The following is a 21,371-nucleotide window of genomic DNA, read 5'->3' on the forward strand; positions in this document are numbered from 1 at the left end:
CTGCATCGCTGCGGGAGCAAACACGACGTACGACAACCGCATCGCGCTCGACACCTGGACCATTGAACGCGTCATCTCGCTCGCTGGCGGCAACGCGGCATTGGGGCTAACCCCTCACGCTTCGGGCGATCCAGGCGGATAGTCGGAGGGCAGCCATTCGCCGACGGCCATCATGCGGCTTTTGAGCTGGTGCTCGTCCGGCACGGAGAGCCGGTTCAAGATGCCGTGATCATCGACGTCCAACCAAGCCCGCTGAACGCGGTTGACGGGCTGGTTGACGTTCCCGATGACGTAGGTGAGGGCACCCTGAAGGATCTCCGAGTCTTCGTCGGGCCTCTGCACGCAGGCGACGAATGGTACGTAGAGAGCCACCCGGGTCAGGACGAACATCTCCTCGCCCTCGCCTTTGGCATAGCTCCTGTGTCCGTCGGCCAACGGTGTCGGCTGGTCGGTGACTTTCACCCATTCCAACACCGCGCCGCGCTGCCGCTCGCGCAGCAGGACTTCGACCTCGTGCCGCACGCGAGCAGGCAGATCCTCGCCCACTCCCAGCCCGTGCAACCACTGCAGAACCAGCGGATTGATCCCGGCCAAGGCCGTGAAGTCGTCCTTCTGGCCGTAATACGGGTTGTCGACGTATTCGCCGGTCAGCCTGCCTTGGTTGTCGACCCTCCAGCGTCGGATGATCGCCTCATCAGGAATGAAGCGGCGGTCCATGACGAGCGCCGGGTTGATCTCGGCGAAGAACCCCGATGGATCCGCGGCGGCCTGCGTCAATTGCTCAGCGGTCAGGACCGGCATCCGTGGCGGTCGGGGCGGCTGCATGCCCACGATTGGCACCTCCTGTACGCGACAACTCCTGGCGCGTCGTCCTGTGAAAACCTACAGGAGCCCTTCCCGTCCGCGGCGAGCAGTCCGGAAGCCTGGGCGCGCACGAACGCGCGCCACGTAGGTCCTCCGCTCGAGGTCTGTCGAGTTGTCGGGCCGAGGCCGGCGCTGCGCAGGACGCGGCGGATGGTGGCGGCGCCGACGCGGGGCCCGAGTCGGCGCAGCTTGCCTGGGAGGTGTCGGGCGAGGGCGGCGCGTAGGGCGCGCTCGCGCCAGGTCAGGCGTGGACGTGCGCCGAGCTGGCGGCGCAGGACCGCGTTCTCGTGGCGCAGCGCGAGCAGCTCGACGTCCTTGGCCTTGTGGGTGCGGGAGATAGTAGTGCTTTGTCAGGTCGGCCTGACCTGCGGCGATTGCCTCTCGATGTGCCCGGTCGGCAAAGATCGTCAGAATCGTCCGCCCTGGTCAATGGCGCCTGTCCGGCGAGGACATCTCCCGAGCGCGCCGAGTCCAACCGGACCTGACCAAGCGCTACTAGGGGGCTGCCGATAAATAACTCATCGGTTTGATCGGAGAGTTGGAGTCGTATGATCCGGGTGTGGCGGAGGAAACCGAGGCGGTGCTGGTGGAGACGTTCACCAAGTTGGTGCCGCATCTGGACGAGCGGCAGCGGCGCCTGGTGCTGGGAGCGGTGGCCCGTGTTCTGGGCCACGGCGGCATCCGTGTCGTCGCGGGTGCCGCACAGGTGGCCGAGTCCACGGTTTCACGCGGCATCCGCGAGCTGGACTCCGGCCAGGAGCCGTCCGGGGGCGTCCGAACGGCGGGCGCGGGCCGCAAGCGGCTGCGCGAGAGTGATCCGGGCCTGGTCCCGGCCCTGCTGGCGCTGGTCGAACCCGATCAGCGAGGCGACCCGGAATCCCCGCTGCGGTGGACGGTCAAGTCCACCCGGAACCTGGCTGCCGAGCTGACCCGCCAGGGGCACCGGATCGGCCCGGACACCGTCGCCGCCCTGCTGAAGGCCGAGGGCTTCTCCTTGCAGGGGACCTCGCGGACCACGGAGGGTGCCCGTCATCCCGACCGGGACGCGCAGTTCCACTACATCAACGACCGGGTCAAGGAGTTCACCGCGGCCGGGCAGCCAATCGTCAGCGTCGACACCAAGAAGAAGGAAGTGCTGGGCAACTACGCCGTCGCCGGGCAGGAGTGGCAGCGCTCTGGGCAACCGGTACGGGCGCGGGCGCACGACTTTCCCGAGAAGGATGCGCAGAAGGCGGTGCCGTACGGCGTCTACGACCTGAACGCCGACGCCGGCTGGGTGTCGGTGGGCTGTGATGGGGACACCGCCGCGTTCGCGGTCGCTACCCTGCGCCGCTGGTGGCACGGCGAGGGGCAGGGCCGCTATCCCGCGCGACCCGGCTGCTGATCACCGCTGACGCCGGCGGTTCCAACGGCTACCGCGTACGGGCCTGGAAGAAGGAGCTGGCCGACTTCGCGCTCGCGAACCGGCCTTGAGGTGACGGTCTGTCATTTTCTGCCAGGCACGCAATGCCGTTGTCGACGCTCACGCGCAGCTCGGTGTGTTCCTCATCGAGGTAGACGAACACCATGGCGCCGGCCACCTGGAGGGCGGGCACGGTACCGGGCTCGTCACGGCGGGCGGGTCAGAAGCGGGCGGTGCGGTGGAAGCGTTCGCGCAGCCGGGCCGAAACGCGCATGGCGGGCCGACCGCCCAGGTGCTCCGGCCCCGAAAGGGCGCGCAGCACCCCGTCGGCCTGGCCGGCAGACAGCCCGGCCAGTTCGATTGCGACGTGCTCTGGCAGGAACGGCTATCGATTGGCCGGGAGTTGCGCTGCGCCCGTACCGGTCAGGCAGGCTTTGCGCTGCGAAACGAGCGCCGGTAGCTGTCAGGTGGGACCCCGACGATCCGTTTGAACTGGCGTCGAAGTGTCGTGGCGGTACCCATGCCGGTAGCGAGGGCAACCGCCTCGATGCTCTCGTCGGTGGCCTCTAGCAGCTCCTGGGCGCGGCGTACGCGCTGGGTCAGGAGCCACTGAATAGGTGTCTGCCCGATCACTGATCGGAACTGCCGTCCGAGATTGCGCGGACTCGTATTCGCCCTCCGTGCCATGTCGGTCACTGTCAGCGGCTGGTCCAGCCGTTGCTGGACCCAGGCGAGCAGGTGGGCAAGCATGTGGTCGCCCCTGACCTGCATCGGCGTAGCCACGAACTGGGCCTGACCGCCGGGCCGATGTGGCGGCATGACGAGGCGACGGGCGACGGAGTTGGCGATGGTGGCGCCGTGGTCCAGGTGGATCAGGTGTAGGCAGAGATCCACGGCGGCGGCCTTGCCCGCAGCCGTGAGCACGCTGCCGTTATCCGTGTACAGCACGTCCGGGTCGACCACGGCCCGCGGATGGCGTGCACTCAGCTCCGCGGCATGAGCCCAGTGGGTGGTGGCCCGCCGACCGTCCAGCAGGCCCGCGGCGCCGAGCACGAACGCTCCGGTGCAGAGGGAGGCAACCCGGGCACCCGACTCGTGGGCCGCACGCACGGCTTCGATCAGCTCCGCTGGCGGCGGATCGTCGATGTCGGCGCACGCAGGCACGATCACGGTGTCGGCGCCGGCCAAGCGCTCCAGCCCGTGGTCAGGCTCGACCATGAACGGGCCGACCTGCACCGGCCCGGGCCCGCAGAGCAGTACGTCGTACCAGCCCGCCGTGGCTTCGCGCGGGGGATTGCCGAAGATCTCGTAGGCCACCGCCAGCTCGAAGTGCAGCAGGCGACCGGCGGCCAACAGCGCGACAGTGGGCATGTCCGAAAGTGTACGCGTGATGTCGTTCCGGACCATCACAGTCGGGTCCCGCCTGCGGCGAGACTGGACTCATCAGAACATCGAGATCGGGGAACTATGAGTGCAGCGGCCGCAGTAGTGGTCTACGGGGCGACAGGGCACACCGGTCGCTTCATCATCGCCGAACTACGAAGGCGTGGCTTCGCCACTGTCATCTCCGGCCGTGACGCAGCTCAGCTGGGGGTGCTGGCCGCCGAGTGGGGAGATGTGGTGGTGCGGCCGGCCACCGTGGACGACGCGAGCTCGCTGGACCGGGCCCTCGCCGGCGCAGCGGCTGTCATCAACTGCGCCGGACCGTTCGCGGTGACGGCAGGCCCGGTCGTCGAGGCAGCCTTGCGCGCTGGGATCCCGTACGTCGACGTCGCGGCAGAGATCGAAGCGAACGTTTCGATGTTCGCCGACTATGCGGAAGCAGCCCGAAAGACAGACACACCCGTGGTGCCGGCGATGGCTTTCTACGGTGGACTGGGTGACCTGTTGGTGACCGCGGCGATGGGGGAATGGACTGCTGCGGACGTGGCGCACGTCGCGTACGGGTTGAGCAGCTGGTATCCCACGGCGGGCACCCGGGCGGCCGGTCAGGTGTCCCATCAGCGTCGCGCGGGCCGTCGGGTGCGGTTCGCGGACGGCGCGCTGCAGTACCACGACGACAAGGCATCAGAGCAGGACTGGCTCTTTCCAGAGCCACTGGGCCGACGAGTGGTGATCGCGGAGTTCACCATGGCCGATGTCGTCACCGTTCCCAGCCACTTGGCCGTGCCTGAAGTCCGCACCTACATGACCGTCGAAGCCGCGAGGGACTTGGCCAAGGAGGACACGCCGGAGCCGGAGCCGGTCGACGCTTTGGGGCGGTCGAACCAGATTTTCGTCGTCGACGTCCTGGTCCGCGCAGGTGGCGTCGAGCGACGCGCCACGGCCCGTGGCCAGGACATCTACGCGGTCACCGCACCACTCGTGGTGGAGGCCGTCCAGCGAATCCTGGCCGGGCACACGCGCACAACGGGCGTAGCCTCGGCCGGCGCAATGTTCGACGCAGCGGGCTTCCTCCGGGCGCTGACCCCGCACCTGTCGGTTGAGCTTCCGCACTGACCGGCCACGCGCTTGTGTAGCTGTGCCAGCACCACGAATATTTGATCTTGGGATCGAACGGTCGGCCCGCGTGTTCCCCGTCGGCTTGGTCGTCACGCCGCCACCGCCTCTTCCTCGCCGAGAACGCTGAAGTCCACGTCCAGGCGGCTGTCGTAGTCCTCGGGCGCGAGGGCGAGCTCGTGGGTGGAGTACTCGCCGAAGCGTTTGATGTGTTCCGTCAGGTATGGGGAGACCTGAGCCAGGTCCTGCGGCTCGACGGTCCAGCCTTCGCCCTGGAGCTGGACTGGGGGGTGTGGAAGGCGGCCAGGGCGGCGCGGGCGGCACGCTCACTGACAAAGAACACGAGAACCTCGCAAGGGCGGTGACGGAAACGGGGGGGGCCGGTCGGTGCGGGCGGTGCGGCCCGTGCCTGGCCCTGAGGCCGCGGGGCTTGGCGGCGCCGGTCGGCCGTGCGGGCTGGGGCCGGGGCCCGGCCCTCCCCTGAGCTTGTTCTTTATGGTCTGGCCTGGTCGCGTTCAGTGATGCTCTCGGGGCGTTTGGCGGTTTTGCCCACGTCGTAGCGGGTGGCGGGCCGTCGGTTCTTGGAGCCAAGCGCTTCCGGGGCCTGGTCGTGTGAGTTTCGGTGCACGGGCCGGGCAGGGCAAGGTGGCGCGGAGGTTCCGGAACCCTCTGCGGACGCGGGCCGGGGTGAGGCGGGCGGGTTCGGCGGGCCGTTCCCAGGGGCGGCGGAGGTCCTCGACGAGCGGGCGGCCGAGCCGTAGTTGGGTGTGGGCGGTAATGACCAGCCACGTCCAGCGGTCCGCGGCCTCGGGGGTGCGGAGCTTCGGGCGGGTCCAGCCCAGTGTCTGCTTGGCCAGGCGGAATGTGTGCTCCAGGTCGAATCTGCGGAGGAACGCCTGCCAGCGCAGATCGACGTCCTCGCCGGTCATCCCGGTCCTGGAGGACCACAGCCAGACCGGCAGTGGGTCTCCGCCGCCGGGCAGGTGGTCGACCTGCAGGCGGATCAACGTGCCCTCGATGAGGGGGAGTTCGCCGTCGTGGTCGATCCAGGCCGAGCGGGTGGTGAGCCGGGGGTGGATACGGTCCCAGGCCATGGTCCGCGCGGTTCCGTAGCGGTCGGTGACCTGCGCGGTCGCCGTGTCCGGCTCGCCCCAGGTGCCGGGCTTGGCGAAGCTGAACTCTTTGCCGTGCTTCGGGGGCCGTCCGCCCTGCGCGGCGAGATCCAGGGGCGGGGCACGGGCTTGCGCATCACCCGGTCCGAACGCAGCCGTCCCAGCACCTCCACCGGCAGGCCCTGAAGGAGATGGGCCATGCGCGGGGTGTCGTAGCCGGCGTCGAAAACGATGAGGATGTCCGCGTCGCCCCCGCGCCACTGCCCGCCCGCGATCAGGTCCTCCACCACGCGGCGGACCTGGACGGCGGTGACCTCGGCGACGTCGTCCTCCGGTCCGAGGCGGACCGCGTCCAGCAGTTGGCACCAGGAGTGCGGCCGGTCTCCAGCGCTGCGACGAACGAGTACGGCCAGCCGGGGATCATCACGTGCTGGTCGCGGCCGCGGCCGTAGGTGCGGCAGAACAGCCGCTCCGCGCTGGTCGGCGCGTCCGGCCGCAGCCAATTGCTCACGTCCACGGCCAGGACGAGCCGGTCGTCGGCGGCCCGGTGCTGGGGCAGCGCGGCCAGCACCCGCCGCAGCCGTCCGGCGTCGATGCGGCCATGGTTGAGGGCGTCGTACAGCGCGCCGTGCCCGCGGCGGTGTTCGGCCAGCAGCGTCAGGTCCACCGGAGTCGTCACCGGCCCGTCGGCGCAGAGCAGGGCGTCGGTCAGCTCGAACAGTTCGTCACGGCGAACGCTCAGACACGCGTAGAAGTCGTCCCGGAAGTGTGACGCCACAGCGAACGGCTCCCGCTGGGCATCGTGATGCAGCAGACTCATTTCCCCACGGCCTTCGTACTGGTCAGGTGCGTCCTTGGTCGGAGCACAGGATCAGGCGAAGGCCGTGTTCACGTCCGGAGAATCTCCTTAGCTTGGCGTTTATGCTGCCTGCCTTTTCCCAGTGGCTTTGGCCGTGTCCGTTTTGGGCTGCTTGCCGACGGGGTGGTGCGGGGCTTTTCGCTTGTTCTTGGAGCCGATCGGCCGTCCGGGGCCTGCCTTCCCGGGTTTCGGTGCGGCTGTCGGTCCAAGGATCTTGGCGTGGAGGCGGCGAAATCCGCGCCGGACGCGGGCGGGCGTCAGTCGGCCCGGCCGGGCGGGGCGTTCCCAGGGTTTGCGGAGGTCCTCGGCCAGGGGGCGGGCCAGGCGGAGTTGGGTGTGGGCGGCGATGACCAGCCAGGTCCAGCGGTCGGCTGCCTGCGGATCCCGGAGTTTGGGGGCGGTCCAGCCCAGGGTCTGTTTGAGCAGCCGGAAGGTATGTTCAAGATCGAATCTGCGGAGGAATGCCTGCCACAGGCGGTCCACGTCTGCCGGTGAGGCGCCGGTGCGTGACCACCACAGCCACACGGGCTTGGGATCGCGGTCCCCTGGCAGGTGGTCGACCTCCAGCCGGATCACCGTGCCCTGGAGACACGGCAGTTCGCCTTCGGGGTAGTCGGCCCACGCCGAGCGGCGGCTGAGCAGGGGGTGCAGCCGGTCCCAGGACCGTGCGACGGCCTGCCCGTAACGCGTGGTGTCGGTTGTCGTGGTGATCGCCGGGGCGGGCCAGGTCGCCTCGTCCCCGAACGTGAAGTGCGCCCCGTGCTTGGGTTTGCGTCCGATTTTTCCTGGCGGTTGCGGTGGTGGCGGGAAGTACAGGACGCGGTCGGAGCGTAAGCGGCCGAGCAGTTCCACCGGCAGGTCGGCGAGGAGGAAGGCCAGGCGGGTGACGTCGTAGCCGGCGTCCAGGACGACCAGGACCGGCAGGTCGCCGTCCTGCCACTGCCCCGCCGCGCACAGCCGCCCGACGACCTCCCGGACCTGGGCGGCGGTGACGGTTGTCTCGTCGTCGCAGGGCCGGAGCCGGACCATGTCCAACAGCGCGGTCCACGAGGTCCGCCCCGGCTCCAGGGCCGCGACGAAGGAGCAGGGCCAGCCTGGGATCATCTGGGCCGCACCTCTGCCCCGCGCGTAGGTGTGACAGAACAGCCGGTCCGCGCTGGTGGGGGCGTCCGGCCGCAGCCAGTTGCTGATGTCCACGGCGAGCACGATCCGCCCGTCCGCCGCCCGAGGCAGCGGCAGGGAGGCCAGGGCTGAGCGCAGCCGGCGCAGATTGATAACACCGGAGTTGACCGCGCCGTACAGGGCACCGTGCTCGGGCGCCAGCGACAAGTCGACGAGTGTCTTCACCGGCCCGTCCGTGCACAGCGAGGCGTCGACCAACTCGAACAGCTCATCACCACGCGCGTCCAGACAGGCGTAGAAGTCCTGCCGAAACTCGGACAAAACACTCAACGGGTCGACGTGGGCAACGCTATCCAGCACACTCATCATCACGGCCGTTCTGTGGCACTTCGAAGCTCGACACTCCGAAGAATCACGGGCGGCCGTACCCGTTGTCAGACAAACAGCAAACCCCGACAAGAAATGATCTTGCCGGGCTTAAACGCCAAGCTGAGCCTCGGCGCACGGGCCAACGACGCGGCCGCGAGCCCGCGGACATGGTCGTCCGCCTCGCACGGCAGTGCCCTGCCCCGAACCCGCCCGGCCACCAGTCGCCAGCAGCCCCCTTCCAGCCCCAGCGATTAGACCGGACGGATGACTGCCACGCCGTCCGGCGATGCGGCAGCGCGGGCGCTCATAACCAGCGCCCGGCTCGCCCGCTGCAGCGCCAGATAAGCCTTGACCCACTCGTAGGTGTCCCGGCCCGCGAAGAACGGGTGCTCGGCCACGGCGGCGGACAACTGCGGCTGCCGGGCCCACAACATGTCGATCACCCGCTGCTCGTCACCACCCAGGTGGGAGAAGGCCGGCGGCCACCGCGCCAGCTCGCGCCGCACCTCGTCCAGCTCGCGCTGCAACTGCAGGAGATCGGCCGGGAAGTCGAAGGCGGCGTCCGCATCGGTGTCGTCCACATCCGGGATCGTAGGGTGGCCCGGGCCAGTGACACCAGGGCCGACCGGGTGACGCCAGGCACCCCCGGCCCGGAGCCGTCACACGAGCGCGGCTGGCGCCGCACCACCGCCTCAATCCCCGACACGCCCGCGGTTGCGGTCCCCCTCCCGTGGCGCAGCCCATCCGCCGAGCAGGCCGTCGATCAGGGTGACGCGGCCCTCGGTCTTCCGGGTTGTCCAGGGCGGCGCCGGTGTGGGTCTTACGCGCGGCGATGGTGAACATCACGGTGGCGGTGTCTGATCGCCTTGCAGCACGGTTGTTGCTCCCGCGCTCCCCCTCAGCAGGGGACTGTAGGCGTTCCTGATCTGCGAGCCAGTGCACCAGCTCACACGTTTCCGCATGCTTGTGCGGCCTTGATGCTGCCGCCGGCCTTCGTGATCTCATCGACGGACGTCCGTGTTCCAAGGAAGACTCATGATTTCGTCAGTAACCGGCAACCACCTGCCCCAAGCAGCGCCCCTGTGGCATCCGTGGTGCGATGGAAGAGGCGACCGCACACAGCGGAACGCTTTCACGCAAGCCCTCGCTGCAGGTGGGAGGAAGAACAACATGGCCAGGAACACACAGCTCAAAGCCCGCGACATCATGTCCCAGGGGGTGAAGTGCATCGGCGAACACCAGTCACTGCAGGACGCGGCGAAAATGATGCGCGACCTCAAGGTCGGCTGCCTGCCCATCTGCGGTGACGACGACCGCCTCAAGGGCATGATCACCGACCGCGACATCACCGTACGGTGCGTCGCCGAGGAGCTGGACCCGGCTACCGTCCAAGCTGGCACCCTCAGTAGGGCACTGCACTGGATCGACGCCAACTCCTCCGCGTCCGAAGCCCTACAGATCATGGAACGCGAACAGGTTAAGCGGCTGCCCGTGATCGACGTGGCCGACGACCACCGGCTGGTGGGGATGATCTCCGAAGCCAACCTCGCCAAGAACCTCAGCGACGAGCAGATCGCGGAATTCGCCTCCACTGTCTACGCCGACGCCCCCTGACCCCTTATGGTCGGGTCGCCCGGGGGGATTTCACCCCCGAGCTCCCACAGAGTGAAGCCGTGCGTAACGGTCTCCCGCTTGGGCCGCCACTGCGGCCGCGGCGGGGGGCAACGCCAACGCCTGCCACCCCGACGTCCTGGCCGTCCACCGCAAGGAACGCGCCCGAATCCCCAGCCAGAAGGGCATCCGCTGGGGCGGACGAGCGCCGGTGGCGGCCTGATCAATCCCTGACGTTCAACGTCGCGCACTCCATGACTCCGAGGTCGGACAGCACGCCCGTGCGGGCCCGTGGTGCGGTCAGCCGCGCCACGGGCGGGAGGACCGGAGCCAGGACAGCGCGCGGGCGTCCCTGCGTGCGGCGGCGCTGCCTAATCCTGAGCGGGCACCGTCGATGACCAGCGCCACCGAGTTCCGGGTCCGCACCTCCGGCCGCCGGCGCCCCCGTTCGCGGGCGACTTGGTGCGGACGATCCAGGAGGCCGGCACGGCGGTTCGGGTCCTCTCCGCGCTCAACGCGAACAGCGATATCACGGTGAGCGCGCATACGGCGCTGGTGTGCGCGGGCAACACGTCGGCTGACGCGCTGCAAGCTGCCGCCGACCTGGCCAGGGAAGCCCTCATGGATCTTGTACAGCGTGTTGATCTGACGCCAGTCGGTCTCGCCGGTGCTGGGCGCCTCGTCGTGCAGCGCAGCGATGGCGGCCTGCAACTGGTAGGGGCCGAGTGTCGAGCGGGTCATCGCGTCGGTGACCAGTGCGACGCCCTCGGCGATGCGACCGCGGTCCCAGCGCGAGCGGTCCTGCTCGTCGAGCGGGATCAGCTCGCCGTGCGGGCCGGTGCGGGCGGCCCGGCGGGCGTCGGTGAGCAGCATCAGGGCCAGCAGGCCGGCCACCGCGCCGTCGTCCGGCAGCAGCCGGTGCAGCAGGCGGGTCAGCCGAATCGCCTCGGCGGCCAGGTCGTCGCGCCGCAGCCGGTCGCCGGAGCTGGCGGTGTAGCCCTCGTTGAAGATCACGTACAGCACGTGCAGCACGACCCGCAGTCGCTCCACCCGATCCTGCCCGACCGGCATGGTGAACTCGCTGCCGACGGCCTTGATCCGCTGCTTGGCCCGGCTGATCCGGGCCGCCATGGTCGGTTCCGGTACGAAGTAGGCGCGGGCGATCTCCGCGGTGGTCAGGCCGCCGACCGCGCGCAGCGTCAGCGCGACCTGCGAGGCCGGGCTCAGCGCCGGGTGGCAGAACAGGAACAGCAGGGTGAGCGTGTCGTCCCGGTCGGCCGGGGTGTCCTCGCCGGGGCGGGCGACGTCGGATCCGGCTCCAGGGCGGCCACCTCGTCCTCGCGCCGGCGCCGGGCCTGTTCGCTGCGGATTTGGTCGATCAGGCGGCGGCCGGCGACCGTGGTCAGCCAGCCGCGCGGGTTGTCGGGGACACCCTCGGTCAGCCAGCGCGTCGCCGCGGCGAGCAGCGCCTCCTGCACGGCGTCCTCGCTCAGGTCGAACTGCCAGTACCGGCGCACCAGCGCGCCGAGGGCCTGCGGCGCGAGCGCGCGCAGCAGGCCCTCGACGGTGGCGCGGTCGGCGCTCAAGCGGCTTGGCCGCCGGAGAAGATCACCTGGCGGAGGCGCACGACGCGTTCACCGGCGGGCTGCACGTGGCCGGCGTCGCCGGCGCGGTCTTCTTCGCGGGCCTGGCGGTGTGGTTCCTGCGGGTGCACCGCCGATCCCGGCAGGGCTGACCGGCGCCCGGCGCCCCGGGGCCGGAGACCTTCACCCTGCACATGCACGACGGCGGGCAGCACCTGCGGCACCACCGCCGCCGAGACCTTGGCCGACGGCGTCCACCACACCACCACCGTCGCCGCCATCGCCCACCTCCCCAAGCCCATCAGCGCCGCCACCGAGCTCTCCGAAACCCTGGACGCCCTCGTCACCGCCGAAGGCGCCGGACTCCCCGTCCTGGACTACGGCCGCACCCGCTTCCTCGGCTTGATCACCCACCAAACCGTCCTGGCCGCACTGCACCCAGGCCCTTCAGGAGGTGAAAAGGCCCCCAAGAATTGAACCCGCCGCACGTCGGGTGTCATCAACGGTGATCAGCTCCGCCTGCCGGACCGTCGGGCCGGGCGACCCGACCCTCCTACCCGATTTCGCCGCGCACGGGATGGCCTACACACGCGGTTCCGTGGATCGGAAGATTCCAGCACATCGAGTGTCTTTACGGGCGCGCCGTGGCTTCCTGCGCAGGACTGGGGGCGACGGTTGCCCTGCCCAATCCGTGCAGGCGCTCCGTGCGTCTGCTGTGACAGGAGACAGTTATGCGCGTTACCCGCTTTGCTGCCGCGCTCGGCGCGGCAGTCGCCGTGATGCTGGGTGGTGCTGGAGCTGCCAGCGCCACCACGCAGGGCGTATCCGCGTACGCCTCGCACGACCACGATGGTTGGCACCGGGGTGGGGACGATGACCACGGCCGGTGGAACGACGACCACGGCCGGTGGAACGACGACCACGGCCGGTGGGACGACCACCGCGGTGGACACGAGCACCGGTGGGATGAGGACCACGGTCGGGACGACCACCGTTGGGACGAGCACCACCACGACGGGCACCACGACCGCTGACGCGCGCGCAGCGAAGGCCGGCTAGTTAATCCTAAAGCCCAGGGCGCTCTCCGTGACTCTGGAGGGCGCCCCGCCCCGACCGCGTGGGACATCTCCGTGGCCACTGCCCCGCGCTAATGCTGTGGCTGAAGACATTCGCCGGGTTGCGCGGCCGACGGCGCGAGCCGGTGAACCAACGCGGTCACCGCACTGGGGACTAGATCAGGTCCCTAACTGACTACGGTCTGCCGCTGCTCGTCCAGGACGGGCAGGCCCGGACCGAACCGCCTCACCGCGTCGACGATCCGGGTCATGCTCGCGTCAAGTTTTGCCGGCAATGGGACCAGCGGACCGCCCCAGCGGGGTGCCGTGTGGGCCGCCGCTGCACTGGGCCTGACCCAGAACAACACGACCTCGAAGAGTGGCAGCTCAAAGCCTTCCCGCGCGATCGGCACCAGCCCCTCCCAGTACCCCCGGCGCACCTCGCGGACCTCGCAGATCTCGTCCCAGCCCACCGTCCGGGCCCCGGTGACGGTAATCCCGACCTCGTCGATCCGCACCAGGCACCCGCGTCGGCGCCAACGCAGGTGGCGAACAAGCACCCCAACCTGTGCCGCTCGAAAATACGATTCAGTCCTGTGAGCTGCGGCGATGCGGGGCGGTCAGGCAGCGTGGTGGTATTCGTTTAACAGGTGCCGACGACTCTTTCGCAGATCGCGTTCGCTCTCGGTGCCCGGGGTGGGCTGAGCAGGATCTCCACGTCGTCTGCCTCGAAGACGGCGTCGAAGGACCTGGTGTACCTCGAGTCGCGGTCCCGGAGCAGGAAGCGTAGTGAGTCCATCCGGCGCCCCAACGTCATGGCGAGATTCCTCGCCTGCTGCGTGGGTCCATGCGGCGGTGGGGTCGGCGGTGACGTCGGCGAGGTGAACGCGCCTGACGAGTTCCCGGTGCCAGCGCAACAGCGTGGTCGGCGTGGCCGCGAAGACCTCGCACCATCGCCCGCGAGGGACCAACCGCGACAGCGCGGCCAGCCAGATCCGATCGGCTGGCTCGTAGTGGACCCGCGCGATCTGACGGCGCAGCACCGCGTTCTCGTGCCGGAGCGCCAACGCCTCCGCGTCTTGGCCACGCGGCTGCGCAGCACGGCGGCGGGGACCATGACCAGGTTCCTGGCCAGCGCGGTGACGATCGACAGCACCATCGAAGGATCGTCCCAGATGCTGTGCGGACTCTGCTCGAGAGGATGAGCTTGCAGGTCACACCCAGAATCGTGTTTCCGAGCGGGACACGCCCCGTCTACGCGATCAACCCAATGGCCGCCGCCCGCTACCTACCGGCACACCGTCGCCGGCAAGAAGTCCGACCACCTCGACGCCATGGTGCTGGCGAACATCCTGCGCACGGACGCCGCCCCCCACCGCAAGCTGCCCGCCGACTCCGAACTCGCCCAAGCTGTCGCGGTCCTTGCCCGCGGCGAGCAGGACGCAGTCTGGGACCGCACCCAGCCCGCCACCAAGCTCACCTCGCACCTGCGCGAGTACTTCCCCGGCTTCCTGGCCGCAGTCGGCATCCGCCGCGAGGGCGTGTGCCACCCCATCGCCCGGACCCTGCTGGCTGCCTGCCCCACCCCCGAACAGGCCGCCCGGCTCACCCGCCCCCTGCTGCGGTCCCTGTTGAAGAAGGCCGGCCGCAAGAACACCATTTGCCCGTGCCGAGAACGACAAGTTCTGGCTCGGGCCGTGACGACTCCGCCTTGCGGCAGGCGGTCACCACCGCCACCGTGCCGACCGGGAGTTGGCACCACTACTCGGCGTGCCATCACGCATATACGCAGGTCAGCGGCCTAATTCCTGGACTAGGGCGGCACCCCAGCTGCGGAACCCAGGATCATGGTTCTCATCAACGCGAAGGCGCCGTCCCGGTGCCGTTGAGATTGCCGCCACAGGGTCATGCCAGGGTTTTGCAGAGGTCCTCGTACGGGCCGTGCAGGGCCAGCAGCGTCCTTGATGTTTGGCCGTTCACCGTGGTGACCTTGACCGACATGTAGCCGTACGCGACGATCCAGTGGTTGTGCATTGGGCGGTCGGTTGTGTGGAATCCGGCGCTCCAGTTGTCGCCGCTCAAGATGAAGGAGTTCGGGTCGGGGTAGGTGAGGGTCCCGGTGCCGGAGATGTCGCGCTGTACGGTTTCGCCGTTGGCCAGGTTCGTCACGCCCATCACCAACGGGCCACTCTCGATGGAGAATACGGGCTTGCCGCTCGAGTCGGCCCATGTTCTCAACGTCAGGTCGCTCACCGGGAAGTCCACGTGGGCCGGGAAGGCGCATACCTCGCCCGCCGTGTAGTTGAACGATTGCTCGACCGGATGCGTCACCACCGGCTCGCCGCTTTGTGTGGTGGCCTGAGCGGGCGCGCCCGCCGTGCACAGGGCGAGGATTCCTGCCGCTGCGGCCACCCCTGTGGCCCGGACACTGCGCTTCATGCGATCTCCCTCGACGACTGGCTTCACAGCGTGGGATGCGCGGCCGACAATCGCCATGGTTTCGATCCTGGCCGAATCCAACGCGCGAGGTGAACGGGGGAAGGCATTGCTACGGCTGCGGTTCACGGCGGAGGATCTGCTGCAGGTGACGTTCGCCGGCCATCCGGTGCCGTTGATGGAACTTGGGTTGGCCGTGGCGATGTTGCAGCGCTGCGACGCGCCCGCGGTATTCGGCAGGTGACAACAACGGCTGCAGCATGCCCTCCCGGGCAGCGCGCGGCCGCTGCTGGAGCTGATTCCGCCCTCCGGTAAGGGCCCGCTGTTCCTCGACCCTATGAGCCGGGGGCTGGAGGACGGCCTCGATCTCGTCATGTCGGCGTCGCCATCCAGCTTTGTGTGCTCGGAACTCGAACGCGCGTGCACTATCACGGGCCTCCCGCCGACCCTGTGGATGCGTCAGCCGGCCAAGCAGGAGCACGCCGCGTGGCGCGTTCTGCGGGACGCGCTGGGCGCCGCACACGCGTGCCTCGTGGAACCGGCCTGGGCCCGAATCCGGTCCGGATTCGACGCCGAACACGCCTGGCGTACCAGGATGTTGGCTGATCTTGGCGTTCAGGTGACGTTGGCCGGTCTCACGCCGCGGGGACGCTGGAGCGGGACGACGCTGGAGCTGGACGCCGCGGATACCCGAGAGTTCATCCTCAAGGGGTGGGGCCGGAATACGAGCGAAACGTGCCACGTCCTTGTTTCACCGCTGGTAGAGGCCAGCGCCGGTCGCCTTGATAGGGATCGTTAGGATTCCGTCATCCTGGCCCCCGTGATCTTCGAGGTGTGTGTTGGCATCGATCGACCGCACCGCCTACCCGAGGTTCCGCGGAACCGTCACGGCGCGGGAGCTGGTCGAGTCGTTCACACCCACGGTGGACGAGGTCGGCTGGGCGCGAGGGAAGACGACCGCTGACCAGACCTTCCTCGTGCTGGTGATATGGCTGAAGTGCTATCAGCGGATGCGCTATTTCCCTGGCCTGGACGAGGTTCCCGACGCGGTGGCCGGTCACATACGCACCGCGCTGGGACTGCCGGACAGTGTGGCGGTCGGGGTGGAAGCGGTGCGGTCGGCTGCGCGGTATCGCGACTACGTGCGCGAGCGCCTGGGGGTGAAGTACGACGCGGCGGATGTGCGCGGCATCGCCGATACGGCGATCCGAGCGGCAGCGGTCACGAAGGACGACCCGGCTGACCTGATCAACGTAGCGTTGGAGGAGTTGCTGGAATCCGGCCGGGAGCTGCCCGGATACACCACGCTGGACCGGATGGTGGCCAAGATCCGCGCCGAGGTGAACCGGGACGTGTTCGCCACTGTCGCCGGCCGGATCACTCCGGGGCAGCGCGCGAGGCTGGCCGAGCTGCTGGTGGTGGACCCGTCCAGTCGGCGCAGCCGGTTCGACCGGCTGAAGGACCCGGCGAAGGCCGCGACGATCGGCAAGTTCAAGGTCCGCCTGGCGCATCTTGGCGACGGGTCGACCGCGACCACCGACGGCTCGCAGATCGACACCTGGGAAGACAGCCTGCGGGCCGAGTCCCACGTCAGATACGGCGGGACATTACCGATGCCGCCAACGCCCTCGCCGCTGAGGGCGGGCCGGGTGGTTCGTCCGGGCCAGTGGCGGATCAGGGGTGTAGGCGAAGTGCTGGACGGTGTGTTCCGGTCGAGTTCGACGCGCGATTCTCGGCATTTCGCCGGCACTACGCGTATCGCGTCACGGACAATCCGTTCGGCGCGCTGCCGTTGCAGCGCCGGGACACACTCGGCTGGTTCCGGCTGCTGGACGAGGATCTGCTGAACGCGGCGTCGGCGCTGCTGGTGGGCGAGCACGATTTCGTGGCGTTCTGCCGGCGGCGCGAGGGCGCCACGACGATCCGCGAGCTGCAACGCCTTGACTGGACGCGGTTCGACGGCGCGCTGGTGGCACACGTGTCGGCGGACGCGTTCTGTCACTCGATGGTCCGCAGCCTCATCGGCGCGTTGCTGGCGGTCGGCGAGGGCCGGCAGCCGGTCGAGTGGCCGGCGTCGCTGTTGCGCGCGACTATGCGGCCCAGCACGGTCGCCGTTGCCCCACCCCACGGCCTGACCCTGCTCGGCGTCGACTACCCGCCGGACGACGAACTCGCGGCCCGTGCCGAGCACACCCGAAACGTGCGTCAATCGCAGATTGACGATTGATGGATCGTCAATCTATGATTGACGCATGAGTCCACTCAACATCAGCCTCGCTGACCTGATCGCCCGTCTCGACGAGGAACTCCCCGACGCCAACAACCTGGCCCGCATCAGCGAGGCGCACCTACATGCCCAGACCCTGTCCGACCTCGGTGACCAGCTCATCGACCACTACGTCGTCAAGGCCAAGCAGGCCGGCGCGTCGTGGACCGAGATCGGCGACGCCATCGGGGTGTCCAAACAGGCCGCCCAGCAACGCCACACGCCCGCCGCGTTCGAGCGGTTCACCAACCTGAACCGGCACAGCATCGTGCTGGCGCAGGAGGCCGCCCGAACGCACAAGCACGACTTCATCGGCACCGAACACATCCTGCTCGGCCTGCTCGGCGAACCGCAGGGCCTGGCGTACGAGGTGCTGATGGCGAAAACCGAGTCGGAGCAACGCATCCGCGACGCGATCGAGGAAGCGATGCCGCCGGCCGGGCAGAAGGCGCTGCGGGGTCACATCGCGTTCCGGCCGGAGAGCAAGGAGGCCATCGAGCAGGCATCCCGCGCGTCGGCCGACCTCGGCCACGACTGGGTCGGCACGGAACACACGCTGCTGGGCCTGATCCGCGCCGAGGGGAGCCTGGCCGCGCAGATCCTGCGCAACCTCGGCTTCACGTCGGACGAGCTGCACGAGACGGTCAAGACCGAGATCTCCAAACGGGTCGCCGCGCGCGACAAGTAGTAACGAAACGATCAGTCGCCGCGGCGGACCGGGCCGAGGATCGCCTTCTCCCGGGGGGAACCGCCATGCGGAACCCCCGGTGAGCGGTTCTCACTCTTCGTCGACGGCGTCCTTGTCACGGCCCCGGTGTCCTAGCTCAGACACCAGCCGCAAAGTAGCGGGGTGATCATGCGTTCGCTGCCGTGGCGGTCTGCTCGTCGTGTTCGCGCAGCATCCGCATGACGGTGGCGGGTGAGGGATGCAGGCCCTTCTTCGTGCCGGTGGTGATGACGAGCCGTTTGGCGATGTCGCGCAGGCTCATCTCCTGGTCGCGTAGGTGAAGGGCCATGGACAGCATGGAGTCGTCGGTGACGCCCGCGCCGCCGATGGTCTTGCCGCGCTTGCGGGCGGACTCGTGGCCTTCGAGGGTGCGGTCGCGGATGTACTCGCGCTCCATCCCGGACATGGCTGCGAGCACGGTGAACACGATGCCGGACGGGTCGTGCGAGCCCTTCAGCTCCCCGGTGAGGAACTCCAGCCCGACATCGCTCGCCTTCAGTTCCTCGGCGAGCATGGCGAGTTCGATGCCGCGGCCGAGCCGCTTGTGTTCGTGGACGACGAGGGTGACGGCGACGCCGGAGGAGCGGATCTCCCCGGCGAGCTTCACGGCGGCCTCCAGCTCGGGCCGCTTCGTGGCGCGGGTGGAGATCTTCTCCGAGAAGACGCGCGTCACCCCGGCCTCGGCGAGGGAGTCGAGCTGTGCGTCGAGGGACTGCCGGGCGGTCGAGGCACGGGCATAGCCGAGGCGGACGTGCCCGACCGGTTCGGCGCCGGCGTTCACCGGCCGGGTCAGCTCGGCCCACACCGACCCGGGCTTGCGTACGGCGGGGGTCGGCACGCTGAGTGTCTTGGCTAGCTGGGGCACGAGGCGGAAGCGGGCGGTGTGGTACTGGATGGCCACCTTGCCCTTGCCGGTCCGGCACGGGGAGCCCGCCGGGGCGGCGCAGGTGGACATTGGGCAGTCGTGCGCTTCCACGCGCTTGAAGTCGTCGCTCACGACCCGGGACTGTTTCATGAGGGTGTTTCAGAAGTCCAGCCATTTGCAACAACTCATGAAACATGATCGCCGCAGGTGGACCGCCGGGCGGCGGGATGTTTCACGAGCGAACACCTATGAAACAACCTCAGTGTCCGCGTTGTCGTCTCTTCGAGTCGGCGGACGTCCTCGCCACCGCCTACGACACCGGTTCGTGCCTGTGACGTACTGGCCGCTGGCGTGTGGCACGTTTCGCTCGTATTCCGGTCCCACCCCCTCAACGGCCGCGGGCTCCTGCTGCTGCCGTCGATGATCTGGGCCGGTACCCCGCTGGTCGCCCCGACCGCCGACGGCCCCACCCTCCTGATCTACTCGGCCATCACCCCGCGGCCACTGCTGGACGCCCCCGCCGACGCCGATCCGCTCGCCGGCCGCACCCGGGCCACGGCGCTGCGCCTGCTCACCCGCGCTCACACCACGACCGACATCGCCCGCGCGCTCGGCGTCAGCCCATCCTCCGCCTCGGAACACGCCACGGCTCTTCGCAACGCCCGACTGATCACGACGCGACGCGAGGGAAAGGTCGTCTGGCACGCCTGTACCCCCCTCGGCCTCGACCTGCTCCGGGCTCGATAGCGGGCTGGAGCGCCGAGCGCCCCCTCGACCCATTGGCCCAGCATCTTGGTGGCCAAACGGATCTGCCGCGCGGGCTGGTAGAAGTCGTAGCCTCGCGGTCATGACGCACAGAGCCGGTCGGACCGTTCGGATCTGCCGCGCGGGCTGGTAGAAGTCGTAGCCTCGCGGTCATGACGCACAGAGCCGGTCGGACCGTTCGCCGCTGTTGATCACCTTCTGATAGAGGCCCGGTTCGGTCGGCCGAGATGATCGCCTTCGCCAGCTTCGGTGATGCAGTTCGCAGAGCGGCTGACGGACCGCCAGGCAGCGGCCCACGTTGGCCACACGCGGAGCTGTCAGCCCAGTCCGGCAAGACGTGGGAACAGTACTTCGGCGCTGCTGCGGCTGATGGCCCGTGCCTGGGCGGGATCGATGCTGGAGTCGGTCTCGAGATAGCCGTTGAAGTAGCTCCCGGTCTCCTCCGGGGCGAAGGGCCAGTCGCTGCCGTACCAGGTCACACTCGAACTTGCGACGTGCTTCCACCACGCCGTGCTCGGGACTGCCGGTGAGATGACCGCCACCATCGCCCGCCTGAGCGACCTCACCCAGAGCGGCGACGACGCCGACTACGTCGACATCGCCCTCTTCATGGCCGACCTCCCTCTCCGCGGCCCCTCCTCAGCCCGGTGGCTCGAAGGAGAACAGCCCACTCGCGAACGGTGGCACGCCCTGGTCACCGCCCGACGCGATCGCCTGAACACAGCCCGGTAACGTCTCTCGCCATCGGACACTGCCTGCGTGTGCGGGTCAGACGGATGCGAAAAAGGGCCCGAACTTCCCGGTGACCGGGGTTCGGGCCCTTCCTGTTTCGCTTGGTCGCAGCGGCTGCGGCACAGTGGTCAGTCGGCGTCCGGGCTCTTACCGACCAGTTGCGTGAGAAGCTCGACGATCTGCGCCTGGTCACGGCTGATCTGCTGGCCAAGCGCTTGGAGGCGGCCGTCAAGCCGGTCCACCTTCTGATCAAGATTGCCGACCTACAGACGCACCGCCGTGAGGTCGGACTTGATGATCCCGAATTCGCGGTCGCTCTTCTCCGTGACCTCTTCGAAACGTCAAGTTGACCGGGCCTGGTGCTGGGCTCCGACGTGGACGCGGTGGCCATGGTGCGGGGCTCCGGTCCACTTGGACGCGAGGGGTGTGCCCAGCAGGGCAATGGTCAGTCCGATGGCGAGGGATCCGACGAGCAGGGACCAGCGGATTGCGACGTGGCCGGGCTGTGGCTCGCCGTGGCGGGCGGGGTGGCGGCGCACGTCGGCGCCGATCAGTCGGGGCAGTCGCCAGATGTAGGCCAGGACGTGGATGGTCATCACGGCGGCCCAGCAGACGAAGCTCGCCTTGTGCAGGAGCAGCAGTGGGAAGGGGCCGATGCGATCGTTGGTTCCGAGGAGGCCGAGGGCGACGCCGGTGCCGACGACGGTGACGCTGGTGATCACTACGAAGGGTCCGAGGATCCGTAGCAGGGGCTTGGGTGGGCCCTTGCGGCGGTAAGCGGGGGCGTCGGTGTAGTAGCGGGTGAAGCGGTAGATGGTGGAACCGAGTTTGAGCAGGACCGGGCCGATGAGTAGGAACCCGAGGAAGTAGTGCCAGGTCAGCAGTCGGGTCAGGGAGAGGATGGTGACGCCTTCGGCGGCGAAGAGGACCAGGAGGACCGCGCCGGTGCTGGCGGTGAGGCGTTCGTTGCCCGCGGGTCCGGGGTCTTGGTCGGGCGCGGGGAGGCCCTGGGTGTGTGGTTGTGCCGCGTCGCTGCCGATCGGGGGCATGGGGGCGTCCTTTCGCTGGTGCTGGGCTCGCTGGTGCTGGGCAGCCGAGCAGGGA

The 21,371-nt window shown here is 68.9% G+C and carries 21 protein-coding genes and 6 pseudogenes; 14 read left to right on the plus strand and 13 right to left on the minus strand.

Annotated features, from left to right (window positions below; genetic code table 11):
• Window positions 1-114: 114 nt before the first annotated feature.
• Window positions 115-831 (minus strand): hypothetical protein, encoded by a 717-nt coding sequence (locus EFK10_RS05425; protein ID WP_127354627.1) that lies wholly within the window; start codon window positions 829-831, stop codon window positions 115-117.
• Window positions 832-1,444: 613 nt separating this feature from the next.
• Here EFK10_RS05425 and EFK10_RS05430 point away from each other — a divergent pair.
• Window positions 1,445-2,368: pseudogene (locus EFK10_RS05430) on the plus strand (ISAzo13 family transposase); the annotation flags it as partial.
• 321 nt (window positions 2,369-2,689) lie between these two features.
• On the opposite strand, the gene EFK10_RS05435 reads toward EFK10_RS05430, so the two are convergent.
• Window positions 2,690-3,637, minus strand: coding sequence for a helix-turn-helix domain-containing protein (locus EFK10_RS05435; protein WP_127354628.1), 948 nt, complete (start codon window positions 3,635-3,637; stop codon window positions 2,690-2,692).
• A 96-nt stretch (window positions 3,638-3,733) separates the two neighbouring features.
• Here EFK10_RS05435 and EFK10_RS05440 point away from each other — a divergent pair, with 96 nt between their 5' ends.
• Window positions 3,734-4,765 (plus strand): saccharopine dehydrogenase family protein, encoded by a 1,032-nt coding sequence (locus EFK10_RS05440; RefSeq protein ID WP_127354629.1) that lies wholly within the window; start codon window positions 3,734-3,736, stop codon window positions 4,763-4,765.
• 515 nt (window positions 4,766-5,280) lie between these two features.
• On the opposite strand, the gene EFK10_RS53090 is transcribed toward EFK10_RS05440, so the two are convergent.
• The 4 genes and pseudogenes from EFK10_RS53090 to EFK10_RS05465 form a co-directional block, all read right to left on the minus strand.
• Window positions 5,281-5,859, minus strand: coding sequence for a hypothetical protein (locus tag EFK10_RS53090; RefSeq protein ID WP_240677011.1), 579 nt, complete (start codon window positions 5,857-5,859; stop codon window positions 5,281-5,283).
• A pseudogene (locus EFK10_RS53095) lies at window positions 5,769-6,697 on the minus strand (transposase). The gene EFK10_RS53090 and the pseudogene EFK10_RS53095 overlap by 91 nt, the downstream one beginning before the upstream one ends.
• 99 nt (window positions 6,698-6,796) lie before the next feature.
• Complete coding sequence (locus tag EFK10_RS05460; RefSeq protein WP_240677012.1) at window positions 6,797-8,224, minus strand: NF041680 family putative transposase; 1,428 nt, start codon at window positions 8,222-8,224, stop codon at window positions 6,797-6,799.
• Window positions 8,225-8,478: 254 nt separating this feature from the next.
• The gene (locus EFK10_RS05465) at window positions 8,479-8,808 is read right to left on the minus strand and encodes a hypothetical protein (protein ID WP_127354632.1); all 330 of its coding nucleotides are present in this window, start codon (window positions 8,806-8,808) and stop codon (window positions 8,479-8,481) included.
• A gap of 589 nt (window positions 8,809-9,397) precedes the next feature.
• Here EFK10_RS05465 and EFK10_RS05470 point away from each other — a divergent pair.
• On the plus strand, window positions 9,398-9,841 hold the full coding sequence (locus tag EFK10_RS05470; protein WP_127354633.1) for a CBS domain-containing protein: 444 nt from the start codon (window positions 9,398-9,400) through the stop codon (window positions 9,839-9,841).
• Between the two features lie 297 nt (window positions 9,842-10,138).
• Here the strand turns inward: EFK10_RS05470 and EFK10_RS05480 are convergent.
• Window positions 10,139-11,424: pseudogene (locus EFK10_RS05480) on the minus strand (RNA polymerase sigma factor).
• Between the two features lie 5 nt (window positions 11,425-11,429).
• Here EFK10_RS05480 and EFK10_RS47030 point away from each other — a divergent pair.
• The 3 genes from EFK10_RS47030 (at window position 11,430) to EFK10_RS05490 (ending at window position 12,455) form a co-directional block, all read left to right on the plus strand.
• Window positions 11,430-11,573, plus strand: a complete 144-nt coding sequence (locus EFK10_RS47030; RefSeq protein ID WP_164835837.1) for a hypothetical protein — start codon at window positions 11,430-11,432, stop codon at window positions 11,571-11,573.
• Window positions 11,574-11,661: 88 nt separating this feature from the next.
• Window positions 11,662-11,898, plus strand: coding sequence for a CBS domain-containing protein (locus EFK10_RS05485; RefSeq protein ID WP_127354634.1), 237 nt, complete (start codon window positions 11,662-11,664; stop codon window positions 11,896-11,898).
• Window positions 11,899-12,152: 254 nt separating this feature from the next.
• Window positions 12,153-12,455, plus strand: a complete 303-nt coding sequence (locus tag EFK10_RS05490; protein WP_127354635.1) for a hypothetical protein — start codon at window positions 12,153-12,155, stop codon at window positions 12,453-12,455.
• Window positions 12,456-12,664: 209 nt separating this feature from the next.
• On the opposite strand, the gene EFK10_RS05495 is transcribed toward EFK10_RS05490, so the two are convergent.
• Both EFK10_RS05495 and EFK10_RS49585 read right to left on the minus strand, forming a co-directional pair.
• The gene (locus EFK10_RS05495; RefSeq protein ID WP_127354636.1) at window positions 12,665-12,994 is read right to left on the minus strand and encodes a hypothetical protein; all 330 of its coding nucleotides are present in this window, start codon (window positions 12,992-12,994) and stop codon (window positions 12,665-12,667) included.
• 131 nt (window positions 12,995-13,125) lie between these two features.
• Window positions 13,126-13,635, minus strand: a pseudogene (locus EFK10_RS49585) (integrase core domain-containing protein); the annotation flags it as partial.
• An 87-nt stretch (window positions 13,636-13,722) separates the two neighbouring features.
• Between EFK10_RS49585 and EFK10_RS05505 the strand changes: the two are divergent.
• Window positions 13,723-14,137, plus strand: a pseudogene (locus EFK10_RS05505) (IS110 family transposase); the annotation flags it as partial.
• A gap of 244 nt (window positions 14,138-14,381) precedes the next feature.
• On the opposite strand, the gene EFK10_RS05510 reads toward EFK10_RS05505, so the two are convergent.
• Complete coding sequence (locus EFK10_RS05510; RefSeq protein ID WP_127354637.1) at window positions 14,382-14,915, minus strand: hypothetical protein; 534 nt, start codon at window positions 14,913-14,915, stop codon at window positions 14,382-14,384.
• A 55-nt stretch (window positions 14,916-14,970) separates the two neighbouring features.
• On the opposite strand from EFK10_RS05510, the gene EFK10_RS05515 reads away from it, so the two are divergent.
• The 4 genes and pseudogenes from EFK10_RS05515 (at window position 14,971) to EFK10_RS05530 (ending at window position 17,866) form a co-directional block, all read left to right on the plus strand.
• Entirely contained in the window at window positions 14,971-15,156 is a 186-nt protein-coding gene (locus tag EFK10_RS05515) for a hypothetical protein (RefSeq protein ID WP_127354638.1), read from the plus strand.
• A gap of 592 nt (window positions 15,157-15,748) precedes the next feature.
• A pseudogene (locus EFK10_RS49590) lies at window positions 15,749-16,228 on the plus strand (DUF4158 domain-containing protein); the annotation flags it as partial.
• Window positions 16,210-17,139: a tRNA pseudouridine synthase A gene (locus EFK10_RS53100; protein ID WP_407647011.1), complete on the plus strand. Its 930-nt coding sequence runs from the start codon at window positions 16,210-16,212 to the stop codon at window positions 17,137-17,139. The pseudogene EFK10_RS49590 and the gene EFK10_RS53100, both read left to right, overlap by 19 nt.
• Window positions 17,140-17,164: 25 nt before the next feature.
• Window positions 17,165-17,866, plus strand: coding sequence for a Clp protease N-terminal domain-containing protein (locus EFK10_RS05530; RefSeq protein WP_127354641.1), 702 nt, complete (start codon window positions 17,165-17,167; stop codon window positions 17,864-17,866).
• A 166-nt stretch (window positions 17,867-18,032) separates the two neighbouring features.
• Here the strand turns inward: EFK10_RS05530 and EFK10_RS05535 are convergent, their stop codons facing one another.
• The gene (locus tag EFK10_RS05535) at window positions 18,033-18,902 is read right to left on the minus strand and encodes a recombinase family protein (protein WP_206305311.1); all 870 of its coding nucleotides are present in this window, start codon (window positions 18,900-18,902) and stop codon (window positions 18,033-18,035) included.
• 219 nt (window positions 18,903-19,121) lie between these two features.
• Between EFK10_RS05535 and EFK10_RS05540 the strand changes: the two genes are divergently transcribed.
• Window positions 19,122-19,517, plus strand: a complete 396-nt coding sequence (locus tag EFK10_RS05540; RefSeq protein WP_127354642.1) for an ArsR/SmtB family transcription factor — start codon at window positions 19,122-19,124, stop codon at window positions 19,515-19,517.
• A 335-nt stretch (window positions 19,518-19,852) separates the two neighbouring features.
• On the opposite strand, the gene EFK10_RS05545 is transcribed toward EFK10_RS05540, so the two are convergent.
• The gene (locus EFK10_RS05545; protein ID WP_206305312.1) at window positions 19,853-20,014 is read right to left on the minus strand and encodes a hypothetical protein; all 162 of its coding nucleotides are present in this window, start codon (window positions 20,012-20,014) and stop codon (window positions 19,853-19,855) included.
• A 52-nt stretch (window positions 20,015-20,066) separates the two neighbouring features.
• Between EFK10_RS05545 and EFK10_RS05550 the strand changes: the two genes are divergently transcribed.
• Window positions 20,067-20,267 carry a hypothetical protein gene (locus EFK10_RS05550; RefSeq protein WP_127354643.1) on the plus strand — a complete coding sequence of 67 codons (201 nt, stop codon included), beginning with the start codon at window positions 20,067-20,069 and terminating at the stop codon, window positions 20,265-20,267.
• Window positions 20,268-20,425: 158 nt separating this feature from the next.
• On the plus strand, window positions 20,426-20,617 hold the full coding sequence (locus EFK10_RS05555; protein ID WP_127354644.1) for a hypothetical protein: 192 nt from the start codon (window positions 20,426-20,428) through the stop codon (window positions 20,615-20,617).
• Here EFK10_RS05555 and EFK10_RS05560 read toward each other — a convergent pair.
• Window positions 20,609-21,316, minus strand: coding sequence for a hypothetical protein (locus tag EFK10_RS05560; protein WP_127354645.1), 708 nt, complete (start codon window positions 21,314-21,316; stop codon window positions 20,609-20,611). The genes EFK10_RS05555 and EFK10_RS05560 overlap by 9 nt on opposite strands.
• Between the last annotated feature and the right edge of the window lie 55 nt (window positions 21,317-21,371).

The sequence above is a fragment of the Streptomyces soli genome, from assembly GCF_003999195.1.
Taxonomy (GTDB): Bacteria; Actinomycetota; Actinomycetes; order Streptomycetales; family Streptomycetaceae; genus Actinacidiphila; species Actinacidiphila soli.

Coding starts and splice junctions, on each gene's coding strand:
- EFK10_RS05435 (WP_127354628.1), bottom strand. CDS start 3,637: ATGCCCACTGTCGCGCTGTTGGCCGCCGGTCGCCTGCTGCACTTCGAG.
- EFK10_RS05440 (WP_127354629.1), top strand. CDS start 3,734: ATGAGTGCAGCGGCCGCAGTAGTGGTCTACGGGGCGACAGGGCACACC.
- EFK10_RS53090 (WP_240677011.1), bottom strand. CDS start 5,859: ATGGCCTGGGACCGTATCCACCCCCGGCTCACCACCCGCTCGGCCTGG.
- EFK10_RS05460 (WP_240677012.1), bottom strand. CDS start 8,224: ATGAGTGTGCTGGATAGCGTTGCCCACGTCGACCCGTTGAGTGTTTTG.
- EFK10_RS05470 (WP_127354633.1), top strand. CDS start 9,398: ATGGCCAGGAACACACAGCTCAAAGCCCGCGACATCATGTCCCAGGGG.
- EFK10_RS05490 (WP_127354635.1), top strand. CDS start 12,153: ATGCGCGTTACCCGCTTTGCTGCCGCGCTCGGCGCGGCAGTCGCCGTG.
- EFK10_RS05510 (WP_127354637.1), bottom strand. CDS start 14,915: ATGAAGCGCAGTGTCCGGGCCACAGGGGTGGCCGCAGCGGCAGGAATC.
- EFK10_RS05515 (WP_127354638.1), top strand. CDS start 14,971: ATGGTTTCGATCCTGGCCGAATCCAACGCGCGAGGTGAACGGGGGAAG.
- EFK10_RS05530 (WP_127354641.1), top strand. CDS start 17,165: ATGAGTCCACTCAACATCAGCCTCGCTGACCTGATCGCCCGTCTCGAC.
- EFK10_RS05550 (WP_127354643.1), top strand. CDS start 20,067: ATGACCGCCACCATCGCCCGCCTGAGCGACCTCACCCAGAGCGGCGAC.
- EFK10_RS05560 (WP_127354645.1), bottom strand. CDS start 21,316: ATGCCCCCGATCGGCAGCGACGCGGCACAACCACACACCCAGGGCCTC.